This window comes from Achromobacter sp. D7-1 (assembly GCF_059760445.1).
Genome location: NZ_JCBAMT010000072.1, coordinates 16,741 through 34,898 on the forward strand (window position 1 = coordinate 16,741; position 18,158 = coordinate 34,898).

The 18,158-nt window shown below is 66.1% G+C and carries 16 protein-coding genes and 3 tRNA genes; 8 read left to right on the top strand and 11 right to left on the bottom strand.

Annotated features, from left to right (window positions below):
* Window positions 1-23: 23 nt before the first annotated feature.
* From AC6LKD_RS24890 to radC, 6 genes are all read right to left on the bottom strand, one after another.
* The gene (locus AC6LKD_RS24890; RefSeq protein WP_498117762.1) at window positions 24-1,424 is read right to left on the bottom strand and encodes an MATE family efflux transporter; all 1,401 of its coding nucleotides are present in this window, start codon (window positions 1,422-1,424) and stop codon (window positions 24-26) included.
* A complete protein-coding gene (locus AC6LKD_RS24895; protein WP_041652883.1) occupies window positions 1,421-3,151 on the bottom strand; it encodes an ArnT family glycosyltransferase in 1,731 nt (576 codons plus the stop codon). The genes AC6LKD_RS24890 and AC6LKD_RS24895 overlap by 4 nt, the downstream gene beginning before the upstream one ends.
* Before the next feature lie 124 nt (window positions 3,152-3,275).
* Window positions 3,276-3,542, bottom strand: coding sequence for a type B 50S ribosomal protein L31 (locus tag AC6LKD_RS24900; RefSeq protein WP_006218255.1), 267 nt, complete (start codon window positions 3,540-3,542; stop codon window positions 3,276-3,278).
* A 254-nt stretch (window positions 3,543-3,796) separates the two neighbouring features.
* Window positions 3,797-4,645, bottom strand: a complete 849-nt coding sequence (gene kynA / locus AC6LKD_RS24905; protein ID WP_498117764.1) for a tryptophan 2,3-dioxygenase — start codon at window positions 4,643-4,645, stop codon at window positions 3,797-3,799.
* 180 nt (window positions 4,646-4,825) lie between these two features.
* The gene (gene kynB, locus AC6LKD_RS24910) at window positions 4,826-5,452 is read right to left on the bottom strand and encodes an arylformamidase (protein ID WP_013392449.1); all 627 of its coding nucleotides are present in this window, start codon (window positions 5,450-5,452) and stop codon (window positions 4,826-4,828) included.
* Window positions 5,453-5,537: 85 nt separating this feature from the next.
* Window positions 5,538-6,215 carry a RadC family protein gene (gene radC / locus AC6LKD_RS24915; RefSeq protein WP_013392450.1) on the bottom strand — a complete coding sequence of 226 codons (678 nt, stop codon included), beginning with the start codon at window positions 6,213-6,215 and terminating at the stop codon, window positions 5,538-5,540.
* Window positions 6,216-6,265: 50 nt separating this feature from the next.
* On the opposite strand from radC, the gene AC6LKD_RS24920 reads away from it, so the two are divergent.
* Genes AC6LKD_RS24920 through maiA form a run of 3 tightly spaced genes read left to right on the top strand, consistent with a single transcriptional unit; the run spans window position 6,266 to window position 8,422 of the window.
* Window positions 6,266-6,742, top strand: a complete 477-nt coding sequence (locus AC6LKD_RS24920; RefSeq protein ID WP_080551049.1) for an FKBP-type peptidyl-prolyl cis-trans isomerase — start codon at window positions 6,266-6,268, stop codon at window positions 6,740-6,742.
* On the top strand, window positions 6,742-7,719 hold the full coding sequence (gene ispH / locus AC6LKD_RS24925) for a 4-hydroxy-3-methylbut-2-enyl diphosphate reductase (protein ID WP_013392452.1): 978 nt from the start codon (window positions 6,742-6,744) through the stop codon (window positions 7,717-7,719). Before AC6LKD_RS24920 ends, ispH begins: the two co-directional genes overlap by 1 nt.
* Before the next feature lie 58 nt (window positions 7,720-7,777).
* Entirely contained in the window at window positions 7,778-8,422 is a 645-nt protein-coding gene (gene maiA / locus AC6LKD_RS24930; RefSeq protein ID WP_013392453.1) for a maleylacetoacetate isomerase, read from the top strand.
* A 23-nt stretch (window positions 8,423-8,445) separates the two neighbouring features.
* Here the strand turns inward: maiA and AC6LKD_RS24935 are convergent, their stop codons facing one another.
* The 4 genes from AC6LKD_RS24935 to AC6LKD_RS24950 form a co-directional block, all read right to left on the bottom strand.
* Window positions 8,446-9,888: a DegQ family serine endoprotease gene (locus tag AC6LKD_RS24935; RefSeq protein WP_498117765.1), complete on the bottom strand. Its 1,443-nt coding sequence runs from the start codon at window positions 9,886-9,888 to the stop codon at window positions 8,446-8,448.
* A 64-nt stretch (window positions 9,889-9,952) separates the two neighbouring features.
* Window positions 9,953-11,281, bottom strand: coding sequence for an ATP-binding protein (locus AC6LKD_RS24940; protein WP_013392455.1), 1,329 nt, complete (start codon window positions 11,279-11,281; stop codon window positions 9,953-9,955).
* Entirely contained in the window at window positions 11,278-11,937 is a 660-nt protein-coding gene (locus AC6LKD_RS24945; RefSeq protein WP_013392456.1) for a response regulator, read from the bottom strand. The genes AC6LKD_RS24940 and AC6LKD_RS24945 overlap by 4 nt, the downstream gene beginning before the upstream one ends.
* A gap of 129 nt (window positions 11,938-12,066) precedes the next feature.
* Window positions 12,067-12,142: transfer RNA gene (locus AC6LKD_RS24950), tRNA-Thr, on the bottom strand.
* Between the two features lie 214 nt (window positions 12,143-12,356).
* Here AC6LKD_RS24950 and AC6LKD_RS24955 point away from each other — a divergent pair.
* The 3 genes from AC6LKD_RS24955 (at window position 12,357) to AC6LKD_RS24965 (ending at window position 14,524) form a co-directional block, all read left to right on the top strand.
* Window positions 12,357-12,432 (top strand) — tRNA-Asn (locus AC6LKD_RS24955).
* Between the two features lie 75 nt (window positions 12,433-12,507).
* Window positions 12,508-13,506 carry a CobW family GTP-binding protein gene (locus AC6LKD_RS24960; protein WP_498117766.1) on the top strand — a complete coding sequence of 333 codons (999 nt, stop codon included), beginning with the start codon at window positions 12,508-12,510 and terminating at the stop codon, window positions 13,504-13,506.
* 112 nt (window positions 13,507-13,618) lie between these two features.
* Complete coding sequence (locus AC6LKD_RS24965) at window positions 13,619-14,524, top strand: LysR family transcriptional regulator (protein WP_013392458.1); 906 nt, start codon at window positions 13,619-13,621, stop codon at window positions 14,522-14,524.
* Between the two features lie 653 nt (window positions 14,525-15,177).
* Here the strand turns inward: AC6LKD_RS24965 and AC6LKD_RS24970 are convergent.
* Window positions 15,178-15,254 (bottom strand) — tRNA-Met (locus AC6LKD_RS24970).
* 62 nt (window positions 15,255-15,316) lie between these two features.
* Between AC6LKD_RS24970 and scpB the strand changes: the two genes are divergently transcribed.
* Together scpB and rluB are read left to right on the top strand one after the other, a co-directional pair.
* A complete protein-coding gene (gene scpB, locus AC6LKD_RS24975; RefSeq protein WP_013392459.1) occupies window positions 15,317-16,570 on the top strand; it encodes an SMC-Scp complex subunit ScpB in 1,254 nt (417 codons plus the stop codon).
* Window positions 16,571-16,605: 35 nt separating this feature from the next.
* Window positions 16,606-18,158: 23S rRNA pseudouridine(2605) synthase RluB (gene rluB / locus AC6LKD_RS24980; protein ID WP_498117767.1), on the top strand; the 1,553-nt coding region annotated here is incomplete at its 3' end.

An 18,158-nucleotide genomic window follows, 5' to 3' on the forward strand; every position in this document is an offset into this window, starting at 1 on the left:
AAGCAGCCGCAAGGCTGCTTTTTTTACTTGATCGCCCCGCGCACGATGCGCCGGTACCAGTAGTGCAGCAAGGCGGCCGACAGTCCCAAGCCGACCATGGCCATCAGCCACATGCTGCCCGCGCCCTGAGGAGATCCAGGGACCAGGACGGCGCGCACGCCGTCCAGACCGCCGCGGCCCGGGCCGAAGCCGAACCACCAGCCGCCGACCAGGCCCACTCCCGCCAGGGCGACCACTTGCAGCAGCAGCGGCACCACCGCCACCTTGTAGGCGCGCAGCAGGTAGGAGTTGATGCATTGCATCGAGTCGAACAGATGGAACAGGGGCAGGACGGCCAGCAGTGTGGTCGCCACCGCGGCCACCTCGGGGTTGTTGGTATAGGCGGCCAGGATGAGCGGCCGGCCCGCCAGCAGCACCGCTGCGGTGAGCAGCGCGCCCAGGATGCCCAGCGTCAGGCCCGCCATGCCGGTGCGGTGCGCATGCGCGAGATTGCCCGCGCCGATGGCTTGCGCGGTCAGGGCGGCCGTGGCCACGCCCAGCGCCATCGGCATCATGTAGCAGAGCGCGGCCAGGTTGGACATGATCTGGTGGCCGCCGGTCACGAAGGTGCCTTCGCGCGCCACCAGCAGGGCCATGAAGGTAAAGGCCGACACTTCCACCAGATACGAGCCGCCCATGGGGATGCCCAGGCGCAACAGCTCCTTGAGCGTCTTCCAGTCGGGCTTGCCGACGTGCAGCTTGAAGCGCCGGTAGTAGCGGTCATGGGTGATGACCCACAGGCCCAGGCCCAGGCTCATCCACGACACCACGGCCGTCGCCAGGCCGGCGCCCGCGGCGCCCATGGCCGGCAGGCCAAGATTGCCGTAAATGAAGAGCCAGTTGAAGAAGGCCTTGAAGACGATCGCCGTCAGGTTGATGGCCATGACCAGCTTGGGGCGCGAGACCGAGGTGCCCAGCGCGTAGATGGTGCGGAACACCAGGGCCGCGGGCAGCGCCAGCACCAGGGCCTGCAGATAGGAGCCGATGCGTTCGCGCACGCCTGGGGCGACTTCGCCCGACATGGACAGCCACATGTCCGGGAACAGCAGCAGCACCGCGCCGACCACCGACAGCCCCAGCGCCAGCCACACGCCTTGGCCCCAGCTGCGCCCAACCTCGAGGTTGCTGCCGGCGCCGAAGTGCTGGGCCAGGATGGGGATCAGGGCGTGCACCACGCCCATCAGCCCGACAAAGATGGTGATGTAGATGGACGCGGACAAGGCCATCGCCGCCAGGTCGGCGGCGCTGGCGTGGCCCGTCATGGCGGTGTCGAGCACGCCGAAGGAGATGCCGGCCCATTGGCTGACCAGTACCGGCCAGGCCTGCCGGGCGATGCCGCGCAGGGTGGCGCCGAAACTCATCGGCGCGGCGGACGCGGGCGTCATCGGGGGGCGCCGACTCTAAGCAGGCGGAACACTTCCTGGCGGTCGGCACGCCGGCCACCTTGCCACAGTACTTCGGCGCCGTCGCTGTAGGCGGCGGTATTGTCCCGCAGGCTCTGGTTGCTGGTCTGTTGCAGCACCAGCGTGCACTTGGAGTCGAACGTGAACGTCAGGTTATTGAAGATCAGGAACGAGGCGCGCTGCCCGCTGCCCAGGCTCAGTCCGCGCACGCACTCGCCGGGGCGCACGTTCTGCTCCAGCGCCTGTGCCAACTGCCCAGACACGGTGCGATAGCTGCGGGCGTAGTCCACGGCGGGCTGCCACAGCAGCACCAGCAGGATCCACGTAACGGTCAGGCCCCCGGCCGACAGCACGGTGCCGCGCCACAGCGCCTGCGGCCGCACCCGCAGCCGCCAGACCACCAGCGCGATCCAGCCCACGGTAAAAACAATGGCCAGCGCGAACGCCACCCAGGAGATCTCGGGGTCGTAGCCGGTGGTCTGGCGCGCGATATTGCGGGAAATCTGTGCCGGCCATCCGAAGTGCAGGGCGACCCAGCCCAGCCAGACCGTGGTTGCCGTCAGCGAAAAGCACATGACGGCGAACCAGTCCAGGGTGTTGACCACGCCACGGCGCAGCGTGGGCAGCGAAAACGCGCCCAACACCGCGCAAGGCACGGCCAGCAGCACATATTCGGAGTCGGACGCTTCTTCCAGGCCGAACAGCACTGCCGCGGAGCACACCAACAGGGTCAGCGGCAGCCAGATATGGGGCGCATAAAGCCAGGCGCGCCAGCGCCAGATGGCCAGCAGGGCCAACGGCCAGGTGGGCCACAGGTACCAGGGCAGGTCGCGCAGGGTGCGCCCGATGTCGTGCCAGGAGGGCACGGCGAAGGACGACAGGTTCCAGATCTTCCAGTTGCGGATCCAATACTCGCTGCTGTGGCTGGCGGGAATCCACCAGGCCAGGATCAGAAGGGCCGCCAGCAGCGCGGCCCAGGGCAGCCAGCGGCGGCATTTCCACAGCCGGCTGCGCGGATAGAAGGCCAGGGCCGCGCCCACCATGATGGGGATGGCGCCGACCCAGCCGCGGGTCAGGAAGCTGGCCGCCAGGGCAATGCCCAGGGTGGTGCTGCCGGTGAAGGGCCGGTCTATGCTGCGCGCCAGCGAATAGAAGGCCAGCGCCTGCCACGCCATGATGGCGGGCACGACGGTGGTTTCGTGGGTGCGCTGCAGGATGCCGACCGTGGCCAGCAGCAGGAGCAGCGCGGCGTCGGCCAGCATGCGCCCGTAATCACGAGGTTCGGGTTCGCCGCCGAAGGGCAGGGCCAGCGGCTGCGCTTCGGCGCGGCGGCCCAGCAGGTAGGTGCCGTACCAGACGCTGGTCGCGGTGATGCCGAACCACAGCAGATTGGGCAGGCGGCCGGCGGTGATGTCGCCGATGAAGGGGCCGAACAGCCAGATGCAGATCGCGCCCACCCAGGTGATCAGCGGCCCTTCCTCGGCGTGGGCCAGGTGCCCCACCTGCGGCAGCAGCCAGGTGATGCCGCCTTCGCGGATCGCCGTGACCATGGTCGCCAGCCCCACCGCATCATCAGTTTTCCACGGGTCGCGCATGAACAGGCCGGCCACGATATAGGCCAGCGACAAGCCCAGCAGGATCAGCCTGGGCAGTTTCGCGGTGGCCACGGACGTGAGCCGGGCCGGAGTGGAAATGGAAAGTGGGGACACGGGCGTTAATGTAACCGAGTGGTCTGATTGCGCTAGTACCCGGCGTCAAGATTGAACTGCCAGGGAGAAAAAAAAGCAGCCCGGAGGCTGCCTTTTTGCTGCGGCTCCCGCGGGAGCGACAGGATCAGGAAGCGGACTTGACCGTGCCGGCAGTGCGGGCGAAACGGGCGCGGAACTTTTCCACGCGGCCGGTTTCGACGATGCGGGTCTGGGCGCCCGTGTAGAACGGGTGCGATTCGGAGGTCACGTCGCACTTGAAGAGCGGGTACGTCTTGCCGTCGATTTCAACGGTTTCGCGCGTGTGCACGGTCGAACGGGTGATGAACTTGTTGCCCGTTTGCAGATCGGCGAAGACGACTTCGCGGTATTCGGGGTGAATGCCTTCTTTCATGGTGCTTTCCTAGGGCTCTTCCGAGCCTTGCAAGTTGTTAGGGTCGCCAGCCAGGAAGCGCGGTAATCCCGTCCGCCCGGCAAATCCGCCGATATGCTCATCGGGTTTGCCCAGCGGCCGGATACTCGTCGACTATTCCAGCCACGTATCCAAAAAGTAACCCCAAATTCTAGCATGGGAATTTTGGCTCGGCCAAGAGGAAAGGAGGCCCTTGGGGAGGGGCGCCCTTGCCAAAATTGGGGTCGGATAAGGGTTTAAAGATCCGTGCGCAGCTTCCAGATCTCGGGGAACAGCACCACTTCCAGCATGCGCCGCAGGTAATCGACCCCCGACGTGCCGCCAGTGCCGCGCTTGAAGCCGATGACGCGTTCGACGGTGGTGACGTGGCGAAAGCGCCACAGGCGGAATGCGTCTTCCAGGTCGGTCAGCTTTTCCCCTAGCTGGTACAGGTCCCAGTAGCGGTCGGGCTCGCGGTAGACCGTCAGCCAGGCGGCCTCCACGCCGGCCGACGCCTGGTAGGGCTGGGTCCAGTCGCGTTCGAGGTGGTCGGCCGGCACGTCCAGGCCGTGGCGGGCCAGCAGCCGCAAAGCCTCGTCGTACAGCGACGGGGCTTCATAGGCGCTGCGCACCTGGGCCAGCAGGTCGTCGCGGTGCGCATGCGGCTTGAGCATGGCGGCGTTCTTGTTGCCCAACAGGAATTCGACCTGGCGGTACTGGTAGCTCTGGAATCCGCTGGAACGCGCCAGATAGGGGCGCAGCGCGGAGTATTCGGGCGGGGTCATGGTTGCCAGCACGTCCCAGGCATGGACCAGCTGTTCCATGATCTTGCTGACGCGGGCCAGCATCTTGAAGGCGGGTTGCAGCCGGTCGGCGGCCACGTTGGCGATGGCGGCGCGCAGTTCGTGCAGCATCAGCTTCATCCAGAGTTCGCTGGTCTGGTGCTGGATGATGAAGAGCATCTCGTTGTGCTCGGGCGACAGCGGATGCTGCGCGCCCAGCAGTTCGTCCAGATGCAGGTAGTCGCCGTAGGTCATGTCGCGCGTGAAATCCAACTGCGCTTTTTCCTGGCGGACGATGTCCTCGGGGCGTTCGGAGTGGCTCATGCGCGGTCTCCCTGGCAGGGCGGGGCGGCGCGGCGCGCGGATGCGGGCAGGGCGCGCCACGAGGGCGCATGGGGACGGGCGCGGGCAAGCGTCGCGTGCGGATCGGAATGGTGTTTCATGGTCGAGCTTCCAGAACTGGCGGCCGATTTCGGATCGGCCGCCCATGGCCAGCGGACCAGCCTACAGTTCGCGCAAGACGGCGCGGACCGGGCTGGCATCGGCCTGGACCAGCGCCAACGGCAGTGCGATCAACTCGTAATCGCCTTCCGGCACATCGTCGAGCACCAGGTTCTCCAGTACCCGCATGTCGTGCCGCAAGATCGTGTGGTGGCTGTCCAGGGTCTTGCTGGACGCGGGGTCGATGCTGGCCGTATCCAGGCCAATCAGCATGACGCCGCGTTCGGCCAGCCATTCGATGGTCTGGGGCGCGTAGGCGGAAAAATCGTCGGTCCACCAGTCCTGCGCGGCATGCTTGGCGGTGCGGACCAGCACGCGGGGCGGCAGGTTCAAGGCCGCATGGGCCACGTGGTCCACCGTGATGAGGGGGCCGCAATCGATGGCGTGTATGACGCGACAGGGCCCCAGGAACGGTTCCAGGGACACTGCGCCGATGGCGGCGGCGCCGTTCTGGTAGTGCAGGGGCGCGTCAGCATGCGCGCCGATGTGCGGCGACAGCGTGATTTCGCTGACGTTCACCGGGCAGCCGGGCGTAAGCGACCATTTCCATTGCTGGCGGTACGGCGTGTCGCCAGGAAAGACTGGCGACGCCGTGGAGACGGGCGGGGAGATGTCCCACAAGCGTTTCATGTCAGGCGGAATGGGTCGGAAGATGCGTTAAGCCTAAAACAATTGCGGGCGCTAGTCTAACGAATTCGGGAGCTGTCCGCAGCCCCTACAGGCCGCCGAGTTCGGCCATGGAGATGACCGTCCCGGCGGCGACGATCAGATGGTCCACCAGCCGGATGTCCACCAGCGCCAACGCCTGTTTCAGGTGCTGCGTGAAGCCGCGGTCCGCGGCGCTGGGCTCGGCCAGGCCGGACGGATGGTTATGGGCGATGATCAGGGCCGCCGCATGGTGCCGCAGCGCCTCGCGCACGACCTCGCGGGGGTAGACCGATGCCTGGGACAGGGTGCCGCGCGCCAGCTCGCCCGTGGCGATGAGTCGCAGCCGGTTGTCCAGATAGAGCGCGATGCAGTGTTCCACCTGGCGGTGCCCCAGCGCCATTTTGCAATATTCCTTTACCTGCAACGGGTGGGCCAGGTTGCTATTGCGGGTCAGATCCTCTTCGATGGCGCGGCGCGCCAGTTCCAGCAGGGCGACCAGCATGCAGGCCTTGGCCGCACCCAGGCCGGGGACCGCGGTCAGTTCCTCGGGCGTCGCGCCCAGCAGGCCCCGCAGGCCGCCGAATCTGGCCAGCAACTGGCTGCCCAATTGCACCACGTCCAGGCCGGGAATGCCGGTGCGCAGGGCGATGGCGAGCAATTCCGAGTCCTGGAGCGATCCGGCGCCGTGGCGCAGCAAGCGCTCCCTGGGGCGCTCGTGTTTGGGCAGCCGATCGGACAATTTCATAAGAGGCTCTAAAATCAAGGTTTATTCAATTGCATATACGGTGGCAGATCTTGAGCATCGCCTCTAACGAAGTGAACGTTTTTGTCCGTCCGGATTCCTACCTGACGCTGCACTACCGCATCACGCTGGCCTCCGGGCCGGGCAAGGATTCCGTGTTCGCCGACACCTTCGACGGCCGTCCCGGCACGCTGCAGATGGGCAGCGGCCAATGGGCGCCCGGCCTGGAAGCGGCGCTGGTCGGCCGCGCCGAAGGCGAGCGCTTCAGCGTCACGGTCGAGCCGGCCGACGCTTATGGCGAGCGCAACCCCGAGCTCATTCAGCGCGTCACGCGCGCCATGCTGGCTGAGCATGCGGGCGCCGACGCCACCTTCGAGCCGGGCGACCTGGTGGAATTCGCCGCGCCCAATGGCGGACGCTATTCGGGCGTCCTGAAGGAAATCAACGACGAATCGGCCCTGTTCGATTTCAACCACCCGCTCGCGGGCATCAGCTTGCGGGTCGACGTGGCGCTCTTGGGAGTCCTCTGATGAGCCAGGTTGTCACCGCCGCCGACGCCGAAGTCCTGCTGGCGCAGCCGCGCGGCTTCTGTGCCGGCGTGGATCGCGCCATCGACATCGTCGAACGCGCGCTCGAACTGCACGGCGCGCCCATCTACGTGCGCCACGAGATCGTCCACAACCGCTACGTGGTCGAAGACCTGCGCGCCAAGGGCGCCATCTTCATTGACGAGCTGGACGACGCGCCCGCCGGCGCCATCGTGGTGTTCTCGGCGCACGGCGTGTCCAAGGCGGTGCGGGCCGAGGCCGATTCGCGCGGGCTGCGCGTGTTCGACGCCACCTGCCCGCTGGTCACCAAGGTCCATATCGAGGTGGCCCGCATGCGCGCCGCCGGCCGCGAGATCATCATGATCGGCCACAAAGGTCATCCCGAAGTCGAAGGCACGCTGGGCCAGGCCCAGGGCGGCATGTACCTGGTCGAGACCGTCGAGGACGTCGCCGGCCTGCAGGTGGCCGACCCCGAAAACCTGGCCTACGTCACGCAGACCACCTTGTCGGTGGATGACGCGGCGGCCGTGTCGCGGGCGCTGAAGGAGCGCTTCCCCAGCATCGTCGAGCCCAAGAAAAGCGATATCTGCTACGCCACCCAGAACCGCCAGGACGCGGTCAAGGTGATGGCGCCGGATTGCGACCTGGTGCTGGTGGTGGGCAGCCCCAATAGTTCCAACTCCAACCGGCTGCGCGAAGTGGCCGAGCGCAAGGGCGTGGCGTCCTACCTGATCGATGGTGCGCAGTCCATCGATCCGGCCTGGCTGGTGGATCGCAAGCGTATCGGCGTGACGGCGGGCGCATCCGCGCCCGAGATCCTGGTGCAGCAGGTCATCGACCGGGTCAAGGAATTGGGCGCGGTGTCGGTGCGCACCATGCCGGGCCTGGAAGAGAATGTGGCGTTCCCGCTGCCCAAGGGCCTGTCCCGCAAGTCGGCGCAGACGGAATCGCTGGAATAAGCAGGCGGGCGCCGCGCGACCGCGCGGCGCTGCCGCATCAGAACATCAAGGAGACTTCATGCAGTTGTACAGCTACTTTCGCAGCTCGGCCGCGTACCGGGTGCGCATCGCCCTGAATCTCAAGGGGCTGCCCTACGAATACCTGCCCGTGCATCTGCTGAAGGACGGCGGCCAGCAGCTGTCGGCGGATTACCGCAAGGTGAATCCGACCGCGCTGGTGCCCACGCTGGTCGACGGCGACGCCGTCATCGGCCAGTCGCTGGCCATCATTGAATACCTGGAAGAAACGCATCCCGAGGTGCCGCTGCTGCCGGCGGACGCGATAGGCCGCGCTCGGGTGCGCGACCTGGCGCTGGGCATCGCCTGCGACACGCATCCCTTGAACAATCTGCGCGTGCTGAAGTACCTGAAGCACACCCTGGGCGTGGACGAGGCCGCCAAGACCGCCTGGTACAAGCACTGGGTGCATCAGGGCCTGGAGGCCCTGGAGGCGCAGCTGGCGGGCTCTGCCGCCACCGGCCGTTTCTGCCATGGCGACACGCCCACGATCGCCGACCTGTGCCTGGTGCCCCAGGTGGCGAACGCCCAGCGTTTCGACTGCGATCTGTCGGCCATGCCCAACGTCGTGCGTATTGATGCCGCCTGCCGCGCGCTGCCGGCCTTCGATGCGGCCGCGCCGGGCAAGCAGCCCGACGCGGAGTAGCGGCTAACCGGGTGCGGACCGGCTCAGCCGATCTGCACCGGCACGAAGATCTTGTCTTCGCCGCGCTGTACCAGCAGGGCGACCGTCTTGCCCGCCTTGGACAGCGCTTCCTTGACCTGCGCGACGTTGTGCACGGGCACCCCGTTCAAGGACAGCAGCACGTCGCCCGGTTCGATCCCGGCCTTGGCGGCCGGCCCGATCGAGCGTTCGATCAGCAGGCCTTCGGCGCCGGCCGCCTGCTGCTCCTGCGGGCTCAGCGGACGCAGCGCCAGGCCGAGCTGGCCGCGCTGCACCTCCTGCTCTCCCGCCGAGGCCTGGGTCTTGTCCTTGGGTATGCCGCCCAGGGTGGCGACCAGTTCCTTTTGCGAACCGTTGCGCCAGACGTCCAGCTTGATCTTCTCGCCCGGCGTGGCCAGCGTGATGGTGGAGGCCAGATCGCCTGATGACACGATGGTCTTGCCGTCGATCTTGCGCACCACGTCGCCGGGCTGCAGGCCGGCCTTGTCGGCTGCGCTGCCTTTCTCCACGCTGGACACCAGCGCGCCCGAGGGCGTATCCAGCTTGAAAGAGTTGGCCAGGTCCTGGTTCACTTCCTGCACCGTTACGCCCAGCCTGGCGTGCTGCACCTTGCCGTGCTCCAGGATCTGGTCCTTGATCTTGTAGGCCACGTCGATCGGAATCGAGAACGACAAGCCCTGGAATCCGCCGGTGCGGCTGTAGATCTGCGAGTTGATGCCCACCACTTCGCCGCGGTCGTTGAACAGCGGGCCGCCCGAGTTGCCGGGATTCACCGCCACGTCCGTCTGGATGAAAGGCACCGAGGTGTCGTCCGGCAGCGAGCGGCCCTTGGCGCTGACGATGCCGGCGGTGGCCGTGTTTTCGAGGCCGTAGGGCGAGCCGATGGCCAGCACCCATTCGCCTACCTGCAGCTGGTTGACGTCGCCCACCTTCACCACCGGCAGGTTCTTGGCGTCGATCTTGAGGACGGCCACGTCGGTCTGTGGATCCGAGCCCAGCACCTTGGCCTTGTACTCGCGGCGGTCGGTCAGCTTGACCGTGACTTCCTTGGCGTCCTGGACTACGTGCGCATTGGTCAGGATGGTGCCGTCGGCGCTGACGATGAAGCCGGAGCCTTCGCCGCGCATGGGCACTTCGCGCGAAGGCCTTTGGCCGCGCGCGCCGGGAATCTGGCCGAAGAACTGGGCAAAGGGATCGCCTTCGTCGGCGGAAACCTTGCGGGTGCCGCTGACGCTGATGTTCACCACGGCCGGGCCGAAGTCGCGCGTGATCTGTGCGAAGTTGGGCGGGCTGGACGTGCCGGGCGCCTGGAGGGAGGAGGTAATGGCCGGCGCGTTGGCCGCCATCGAAACGCCGCCGGTGAAGGCGGTTGCGCTCGCGCCGCCTATGGCGCCGGCTGCCAGCAGCGCCAGCACCAGGCGCGAGGGTTTCATTTGGGTGGTCTTCATGTCGGCTCCTGCGTTCATGTTGAAGGACATGGCGCTATCTTCGGGCCTGACACTTAGGCGAGCCTTAAGTCGGGAAAGCCACCTTCACGCGCAGGCCCTGGCCGGCCGGCGTGTCCTGCAGCGTTATCGCCGCGCCGTGCTGGTTGGCGATGCTGCGCGCGATCGCCAGTCCCAGGCCGCTGCCATGCTGCGCATTGCCTTCGACGCGGTAGAAGCGGTCGAACACGCGTTCCCTCTCTTCCGGCGCGACACCGGGGCCTTCATCGTCGATCAGCAGGGCGACTTCATGGGCGGCCTGTTCCAGGTGGAGGTGGACGCGCTTGCCGGCGGGGGTGTACTTGATGGCGTTGTCCAGCAGATTGCGCACCAGCAGCGTCAACGCATCGCGGTGTCCTTGCACCCATGCCTGTGGCGCGCCGTCCAGGTCGATGCTGATCGTCTTGGCGTTGGCCTGGGGCAGCATCTCGGAGAGCGCCTGGCGCAACACGTCGGCCAGGTCCACGGCTTCAGGAGGCGTCTGTTCTGCCGCGCTTTCATGGCGCGCCATCGACAACAACTGTTCCACCAGGCGCGTGGCGCGGTCGATGCCGGCAGCCAGGCGCTGCTCGGCCAGCTTGCGCGTCTCCGCGTCGCCCGCGCGTTGCAGCGCCTGTAGTTGCAGCCGCAGCGCGGTCAGCGGTGAACGCAGCTCATGCGCTGCATCGCCCACGAATTGCTTCTGCTGCGCGAAGGCGCCGCGCATGCGTTCCAGGAGCAGGTTCAGTTCCTGGACCAGCGGCCGGATCTCGTCGGGCAAGCCTTGCACGCTGACGGGGGAGAGGTCCTCGGGCTGCCGCGCCGCGACCTGGGCGCGCGCGCGCTTCACGGGGCGCAGCGACCAGCTCACCACGCACCAGACGATCAGCATCAGCAGGGGCGCCGCGGCGGCGATGGGGGCAATGGTGCGTAGCGCCAGCGCGCGCGCCATGCTGGTGCGCACGCCCATGTCCTGCGCCACCTGGATGACCTGGAAGGGCGTGGCCAGCGAATATACGCGGTAGGTGCTGCCCTCCATTTTCGCATCGGAGAAGCCGAGCACGATCTGGTCTGGCAGTGGGCGGCGCGAGCGGGAATTGAAGACGCGCAGGCCGTCGGGCGTCCAGATCTGGATGATCAAGTCGTCGGCGACGGGAGAGCCCGCGCCGCGCGCGTGCGTCGGGCCTGTGCTGAGCAGCCCGTCGCCGGTCCCCAGCGACAGGGCGGTGCGCTGCAGCAGCGAATCGAAGATGTCGTCGGCTTGCGCCAAGGTGCTGCGGTAGGCGATGGCGCCTTGCACCAGCGCGCCGACCACGATGGCGGCCAACAGGAAAAAAAGCAGCCTGGCTCTCAGTGAGTAGCTAAGCGGAATGCTCATGTTTTGGGGATGACATAGCCGACGCCTCTGACGTTCTGGATCAGGTTCGGACCTAGCTTCTTGCGCAGGCCATGAATATAAACCTCAACCGCGTTGCTGCTGATGCTCTCTTTCCAGCTATACAGCTTTTCTTCCAGCTGGGCGCGGGAGAAGATCATGCCGGGACGCGCGATCAACGGTTCGAGCACGGCCCATTCGCGCGCGGTCAGCGTCACGGGGGTGCCGTCCACCATGGCCGCGTGCGACTGGGGGTCGATGGTGATGCCCTCGTGTTCGAACACCGGCTCGGCGCGGCCGGCGCTGCGCCGGATCAGGGCGCGCATGCGGGCCAGCAGCTCGTCCACGTCGTAGGGCTTGACCACGTAGTCGTCGGCGCCGGCGTCCAGGCCCGCGATGCGGTCGCTCACGGCGTCGCGGGCGGTGGCGATCAGCACCGGCGTGCGGTCCTTGCGCGCGCGCAGGTCGCGCAACAGCGACAGGCCGTCGCGCTTGGGCAGGCCCAGGTCCAGCAGTATGAGGTCGTAGGTGTCGGTGCGCAGCGCGAGTTCCGCCGCATTGCCGTCCTTGACCCAGTCGACGGCGTAGTGTTCGGCGCGCAGGAAGTCCAGCACGCTCTCGCCTATCATGAGATCGTCTTCAACAAGAAGGATGCGCATGGTCGTGTCCGCCAGGATGGTCCAGCAGGTTGGATGCGCGGTGGCGGGCGGGAGTTCCCGGGCGAGGGTGCGGCGCGGAACGGGCGCGGAAATGAAAAAAGCAGCCCGAGAGGGCTGCTTCTTGAAATCTGGTGCCGGCAATAGGAGTCGAACCTACGACCTTCGCATTACGAATGCGCTGCTCTACCAACTGAGCTATGCCGGCAAGACCATTTGCTTCGTTCCGGTGATGCTGGAACCGCAAGCAAAACATCTTTGTTTTTCCTGTCTCGTGGCCCTGATTTATGGGGTCCGATCTGGAAAGACCGAGATCATATCAGAGTTTTTTGGCGATGGGAAACCATGCGCTCAAAACGCAGTGAAAATTGAGCGATTTGCACAGTCTGATTTTTTAGTTCATAATCTCGTTTCTTAGCAGTTCCCCGATAGCTCAGTCGGTAGAGCGACGGACTGTTAATCCGCAGGTCGCTGGTTCGAGCCCAGCTCGGGGAGCCAAAGAATTCAGGGCCATTCACGCAAGTGAATGGCCCTTTTGGTTTGCTGCATCGGATCTGTCATGGAAGATCGGGCATGGACGACAAGCGCATAGGCGTGACGGTGATTTCCGGTTTTCTGGGCAGCGGCAAGACGTCGTTGCTCAACCGGCTGTTGCGGGATCCGGCGTACGCCGATGCCGTCGTCATCGTCAATGAATACGGCGAAGTGGGCGTCGATCATCATCTGGTGCGGCAGGCCCGCGACAACATCGTGCTGGTCGAGGGCGGTTGCCTGTGCTGCGTCGTCAGTGGCGCGGTGGTCGATGCCTTGCGCGATTTGTTCATGCTCGCGCTCAGCCGCAAGATCAAACCCTTTCGCCGCGTGCTCATCGAAACCAGCGGGCTGGCCGATCCTGCGCCCATCCTGTTCACCCTCAGGCACGACCGCTTCCTGGCCGAGCGCTATGCGTACCGGGGAGCGATCGTCCTGGTGGATGCGCGCAACGGCCTGGATCAATTGGAGCGGCAACCCGAGGCGCCGCGGCAACTGGCCTTGGCGGATGTCGTGGTGTTCAGCAAGCCGGACCTGTCGGACGAGGCGAGCCTGGACCGCCTGGGGCAGGCGGTCGCCGACATCAATCCGGGTGCGCAACGTTGCGTCCAATGGCCCGATGCGCCGCTTGCCGATGCGCTGCGCCTGGGGCTGGATAGGCAGGCCAGGCGCGATGGCGCTGCCCTGGCGGGTTGGCTGCGGCCATTTGCCCAGCCTCGGGCGGCCCGCCATGGAAGCGTGGGCAGTTTCTCCCTGGTTTTGGCTGTTCCCGTCGGACGGGCGGCGTTTCTGGCCGGCATGTCGCGGATCCTGGAGCGCTACGGGCAGGGCTTGCTGCGTATGAAGGGCTTGGTATGTTTCGAGGGCGAGATGCTGCCGTGCGAGGTGCATGGCGTGCATGGCGAGCTCTATCCGGTGAATCAACTCGATCAATGGCCGGACGGCGAGCAGGTGTCGCGGCTGGTCTGCATCTTGCGAGGGCCTGAGGTGGCGGAGGTTCGCGCTGCTCTGGGTGCCGCGCTTGGGCAGTCCATCCTTTGATTGTCCGTGGCTGACGGTCTGGGCCTTCCGGATGGTGGTCTTGATTTTGATGTCGGCGTTGCACCGAAATACGGTATAACCGGAGCGGTCTGGTGCAAGAATCGAGACAATCATGGATCGTTTGAAAGCCATGCAGGTGTTCGTGGAGGTCGCTGACAGGGGTAGCCTGTCGGCGGCGGCGATTCATCTGGATATGTCGCGCGCCATGGTGTCGCGCTATCTGGCGGAAATGGAGCAGTGGGTGGGAGTGCGCTTGTTGCATCGCACGACACGGCGCCTGAGCCTGACGCCCGCCGGCGCTGAAACGCTGCCGCGCTGCCGGCAGATGCTGGACATGGTGGGGGATCTGCGCAATGCCGTATCGACTCCGGACGACACGCCGCGGGGCCTGCTGCGCATCACCACCAGCATGTCGTTCGGCTCCCGGCATCTGGCCAGCGCCATCACCGATTACGTCAAGCTGCATCCGGGCACTTCGGTCGATCTGATGCTGGTGGATCGCGCCGTCAATCTGGTGGAAGAGCGCGTGGACCTGGCCGTGCGCATCACCAATGATCTGGATCCCAATCTGATCGCCCGCAAGCTTGCTGTCTGCCGTTCGGTGGTGTGCGCCTCGCCCGAGTATCTGCAGCGCGAAGGCGTGCCGGCCCGTATCGAGGACCTGTCCTTGCGCAATTGCCTGACTCACTCCTACTTCGGCAAAAGCCTGTGGCGCTTCGAGCGCGACGGCGAACCGGTGGATGTGCCCGTCAGCGGCAACATCAGCGCGAATGAGGTGTCGGTGCTGTCGCGCGCGGCGCTGGAAGGGGCGGGCATTGCCATGCTGCCGACTTACTACGCCGCGGACGACATTGCCTCGGGCCGCTTGCGGGCCATCCTGACCCAAAGCAAGCCTCAGGAGCTGGGCATTTACGGGGTTTACGTCTCGCGCCGCCAGATGCCGCTGATCTTGCGGTCCATGCTGGATTTTCTGGTGGGTCGCCTGGAATCCACGCCATGGGACAAGCCTGCACCGTAGTTTTCGCGCCGCGTTCGGCGTCGCTCGGGCTTGAGGGTGGGGTATATGGCGGTATAATCGAACAACTGCTTGAACATGCTAGGCGCGATGGGCTTATGCCTGTCAGCGTGTAGTTTTATAAAACATCCAAGAATCGTGGTTGCAGCTCAGGTGGGCTGCGGCATCGCGGAACCCGTTTCCGCATGCGCCAGGGGAAGCTTATCGGGTTTATGGAATGCTGCGGCCAGTCCGCGCAGCCCGAGCCTCGATGATTCAGGTCCTTGATATCGATTGCCGCAGGAAGACGGCGCCGGGTTGCTGGCGTGCTCTGCGGGCTGGCCGGCGATTTCTGCCGGCTTTTCCAGAATTTGCTTGAGTGTTTGCCGTGCGGGTCACGGCAGGCATTCCGCCCAATCCCGATTGGCGCGGTCGTTTCGGCACATGTCCGGGGTACGCATATCCGGGGCGCATGGCGGTAAACACAGGAATCCAGTGAAAATTTCGCAAACCAATGCTGTCTGTTGCTGGCGAGCCGCCGAGGCTGCCGGTCCGGCGGCGGGTGCGCGTGCCGGCGTGCCGGGGTTGCGTGCGTTGGCTGGTTTGCCGTACTTGTGGATTTTTTCCGGCGCCGCAAATGAAAAAGGCCCGGCGCGTGCGCCAGGCCTGAATCAATTTGGTTGCGGGGGCAGGATTTGAACCTACGACCTTCGGGTTATGAGCCCGACGAGCTGCCAGACTGCTCCACCCCGCGTCTGAGAAATGAATAGTAGCCTTATTTTCAACCTAGCGCAAGTTAGCCCTTTTTGAATTTGAATGTCGATGAACGATAGCGAGGCAATACTCGTGTTGGAAACCGCGCTGCTTTGCGCGGCGCAGCCGATGCACCTGTCCGATATGCGCAAGCTGTTCGGGGACGATGAACAATTCGACAACAGCGCGTTGCGCGCGTTGCTGGAAACGCTGCAGGCCAATTGGGCTGACGGCGGCCTGGAGTTGGTGCAATTGGCCACCGGGTGGCGCTTTCAGAGCCGCCCGCGCATGCAGCGCTACCTTGAGCGCCTCAATCCGGAAAAACCGCCGAAGTACTCGCGCGCCGTGATGGAAACGCTGGCCATCGTGGCCTGGCGCCAGCCGGTGACGCGGGGCGACATCGAGGATATCCGCGGTGTCACCGTGTCTTCCCAGATCGTGAAAGCGCTCGAGGATCGGGGGTGGATCGAGGTCATCGGCCACCGCGACGCGCCGGGCCGCCCGGCGTTGTTCGGCACCACGCGCCAGTTTCTGGATGATCTGGGCCTGCGTGCCCTGGACGAATTGCCTGCGCTCGAGTCCGCGCAGGCGGCCGCGGCGCTCGCCGGGCTGGATCTGGGCGAAGTGCAGCAGGTGCTGGGTGGGGAAGAGGCTGCGGCCGAAGGCGATGTGCCTGGCGACCGCGAGGAAGCCGCCGGCCAGCAGCCTGAGGGCGTGGCCGAGGTTGCGGCGGATGCCGCGGGCGACGCAGATTCCGCGGGCGAGGATGGCGTCGAAATGGGCGCGCGCTCCGAAGGCGAGCTCGCCGTGGCGGGCGAGGACGGGGAGTCCGAGGTCAGTATTCCGGTTGCGGAATTGTCTGTTTCGGAACAGGATGTACCCATAGCTCCCGTCGATAGCGTAGAATCCGTGCTTTCGCGCACAGAAGAAGGCGCGGATCCCGCTGACGAATCCACCGTCCGGGAGCAAGCCGAAGGCTTGTCCAATACGTCAGCCATGTCCGGTTTTCCCGACGACGCGGCTGACAACGACATTTCCAATATGGCCGCCGATGCCCCAGAAGCCGGTGCTGCAAAGGAAAGCGTCGAGAACGCAAAACACGCGGAACCGACCGACCCGATTGACGAGACCGATACTGCGGCGCCTGACGCCGCCGGGCATGAGCCCGCTTCCGGTCTTGCCGATCCTGTTCGGCCTGGCCCGGATGCCGCCTCCCCGGAATCGGACGAGGCAGGCTTTGAGCGGCCCGAGGCTGATCGAGAGCCGGCGTCCCCAGATGATGACGAGCCTGCCGCAGGCAGGCCTACCCAAGTTTGAAATTCGGAGCTGTCCCAGTGACAACGAATACAGCAATGCAGGACGACAATCCCCGTTCGGATGATGCCGCTTCCAACGGCCAGCCGGAATCCGCCGCGCGCGAGCCGGCAGCAGAAGGCGAGGCGGGCGCCCGCGGCCGAGGCCGCAAGCTGAGAACGCCGTTCCGCCGCCGCCGCGGCGATGCTGCCGCCGAGCAGGCGCCGGCAGGCGAGGCTCAGCCGGCTGCCGCTGCCGCAGTCCAGGCCGAGCCGCAGGAATCGCGCGGCACGGAGCAGGAGGCCGAGCAGGCGTTGTCGTACCTGGAAACCGCTGACCGCATGGAGCAGCGCCTGGGCAAGTACCTGAACAGCGATTCGGTCATGCCCAAGCTGCACAAGGTGCTGGCTGACGCCGGCATCGGTTCGCGCCGCGAAATGGAAGAACTGATCGTCGCGGGCCGGGTGTCGGTCAACGGCGAGCCCGCCCATATCGGCCAGCGCGTGGCGCCCAACGATCAAGTCCGCGTCAATGGCAAGCCCATCATGCGCGTGAATACGAAGAAGCCGCCGCGCGTGATCCTGTATCACAAGCCCGCCGGCGAAATCGTCAGCCACGACGATCCGGGCGGCCGCGCCAGCGTCTTTGCCCGCCTGCCCAAGCTGCGCACGGGCAAATGGCTGTCGGTGGGGCGTCTGGACCTGAACACAGAGGGTCTGCTGATCTTCACGACGTCCGGCGACATGGCCAACCGCATCATGCACCCGCGCTACGGCACGGAACGCGAATACGCGGTCCGCGTGCTGGGCGAGATGGACGAGGCCCAGCGCCAGTCGCTGGTCGATGGCATCGAGCTGGAAGACGGGCTGGCCGCGTTCGGCGCGCTGGACTACCTGGGTGGCGACGGCAGTAACCGCTGGTATCGGGTCACCCTGCAGGAAGGCCGCAATCGCGAAGTCCGCCGCATGTTCGAGGCCGTGGGCGTCACGGTCAGCCGGCTGATCCGCACCCGTTTCGGTGATGTGGTCCTGCCGCGCACGCTGCGCCGCGGCCGCTGGGAGGAGCTGGATGCCTCACTGGTCACGGCGTTGATGGTCCAGCTGGGCCTGGTGCGCGATGACGACGAAGCCGGCGGCAACCGCCGCCGCTCCAAGCAGCCGCAATCGCATGACAGCGCGCTGCCCCCGGGCTTTGGCACCATGGACCGCAACGGCTTGAACGGCGCCCGCATCGGCCGTCGCGGCAAGCTGCAGGGCGGCCGCTTGGGCAGCGCCGGCCAGGCGGCCGCGTGTCCGTCGGATCCCTTTGGTACGGGTTTGATGATTGCCGGTGGTTATGCCAATGGCCATCCCCTGTCGGGAGAAGGCGCTGGCGGCAACCGCAAGGGCGGCAAGCCTGGCGGCGGCCGTTCCGCGGCCGCAGGCGGCAAGCCGGGTGGCAAGCCGGGCGGCAGGCCCGCCGGCAACGCTGGCAAATCTGGCGGCAAGCCGCGAGGTCCGCGGGCAGCCGCGGCTGGCGGGCAGCCTGGCAATGCGGCGTCGGCCGATGCTGGTTTCGGCAATGCCGCCGAGGCGCCGGCTGGCGGCGCGCGCAGGCCGGCGGGCGGCAAGCC

What these genes read in the sequence shown, in the direction of transcription:
- AC6LKD_RS24890 (WP_498117762.1), bottom strand. Translation starts at nt 1,424, where the DNA reads ATGACGCCCGCGTCCGCCGCGCCGATGAGTTTCGGCGCCACCCTGCGC.
- AC6LKD_RS24900 (WP_006218255.1), bottom strand. Translation starts at nt 3,542, where the DNA reads ATGAAAGAAGGCATTCACCCCGAATACCGCGAAGTCGTCTTCGCCGAT.
- kynA (WP_498117764.1), bottom strand. Translation starts at nt 4,645, where the DNA reads ATGAGCCACTCCGAACGCCCCGAGGACATCGTCCGCCAGGAAAAAGCG.
- kynB (WP_013392449.1), bottom strand. Translation starts at nt 5,452, where the DNA reads ATGAAACGCTTGTGGGACATCTCCCCGCCCGTCTCCACGGCGTCGCCA.
- radC (WP_013392450.1), bottom strand. Translation starts at nt 6,215, where the DNA reads ATGAAATTGTCCGATCGGCTGCCCAAACACGAGCGCCCCAGGGAGCGC.
- ispH (WP_013392452.1), top strand. Translation starts at nt 6,742, where the DNA reads ATGAGCCAGGTTGTCACCGCCGCCGACGCCGAAGTCCTGCTGGCGCAG.
- maiA (WP_013392453.1), top strand. Translation starts at nt 7,778, where the DNA reads ATGCAGTTGTACAGCTACTTTCGCAGCTCGGCCGCGTACCGGGTGCGC.
- AC6LKD_RS24935 (WP_498117765.1), bottom strand. Translation starts at nt 9,888, where the DNA reads ATGAAGACCACCCAAATGAAACCCTCGCGCCTGGTGCTGGCGCTGCTG.
- AC6LKD_RS24940 (WP_013392455.1), bottom strand. Translation starts at nt 11,281, where the DNA reads ATGAGCATTCCGCTTAGCTACTCACTGAGAGCCAGGCTGCTTTTTTTC.
- AC6LKD_RS24945 (WP_013392456.1), bottom strand. Translation starts at nt 11,937, where the DNA reads ATGCGCATCCTTCTTGTTGAAGACGATCTCATGATAGGCGAGAGCGTG.
- AC6LKD_RS24960 (WP_498117766.1), top strand. Translation starts at nt 12,508, where the DNA reads ATGGACGACAAGCGCATAGGCGTGACGGTGATTTCCGGTTTTCTGGGC.
- AC6LKD_RS24965 (WP_013392458.1), top strand. Translation starts at nt 13,619, where the DNA reads ATGGATCGTTTGAAAGCCATGCAGGTGTTCGTGGAGGTCGCTGACAGG.
- scpB (WP_013392459.1), top strand. Translation starts at nt 15,317, where the DNA reads ATGTCGATGAACGATAGCGAGGCAATACTCGTGTTGGAAACCGCGCTG.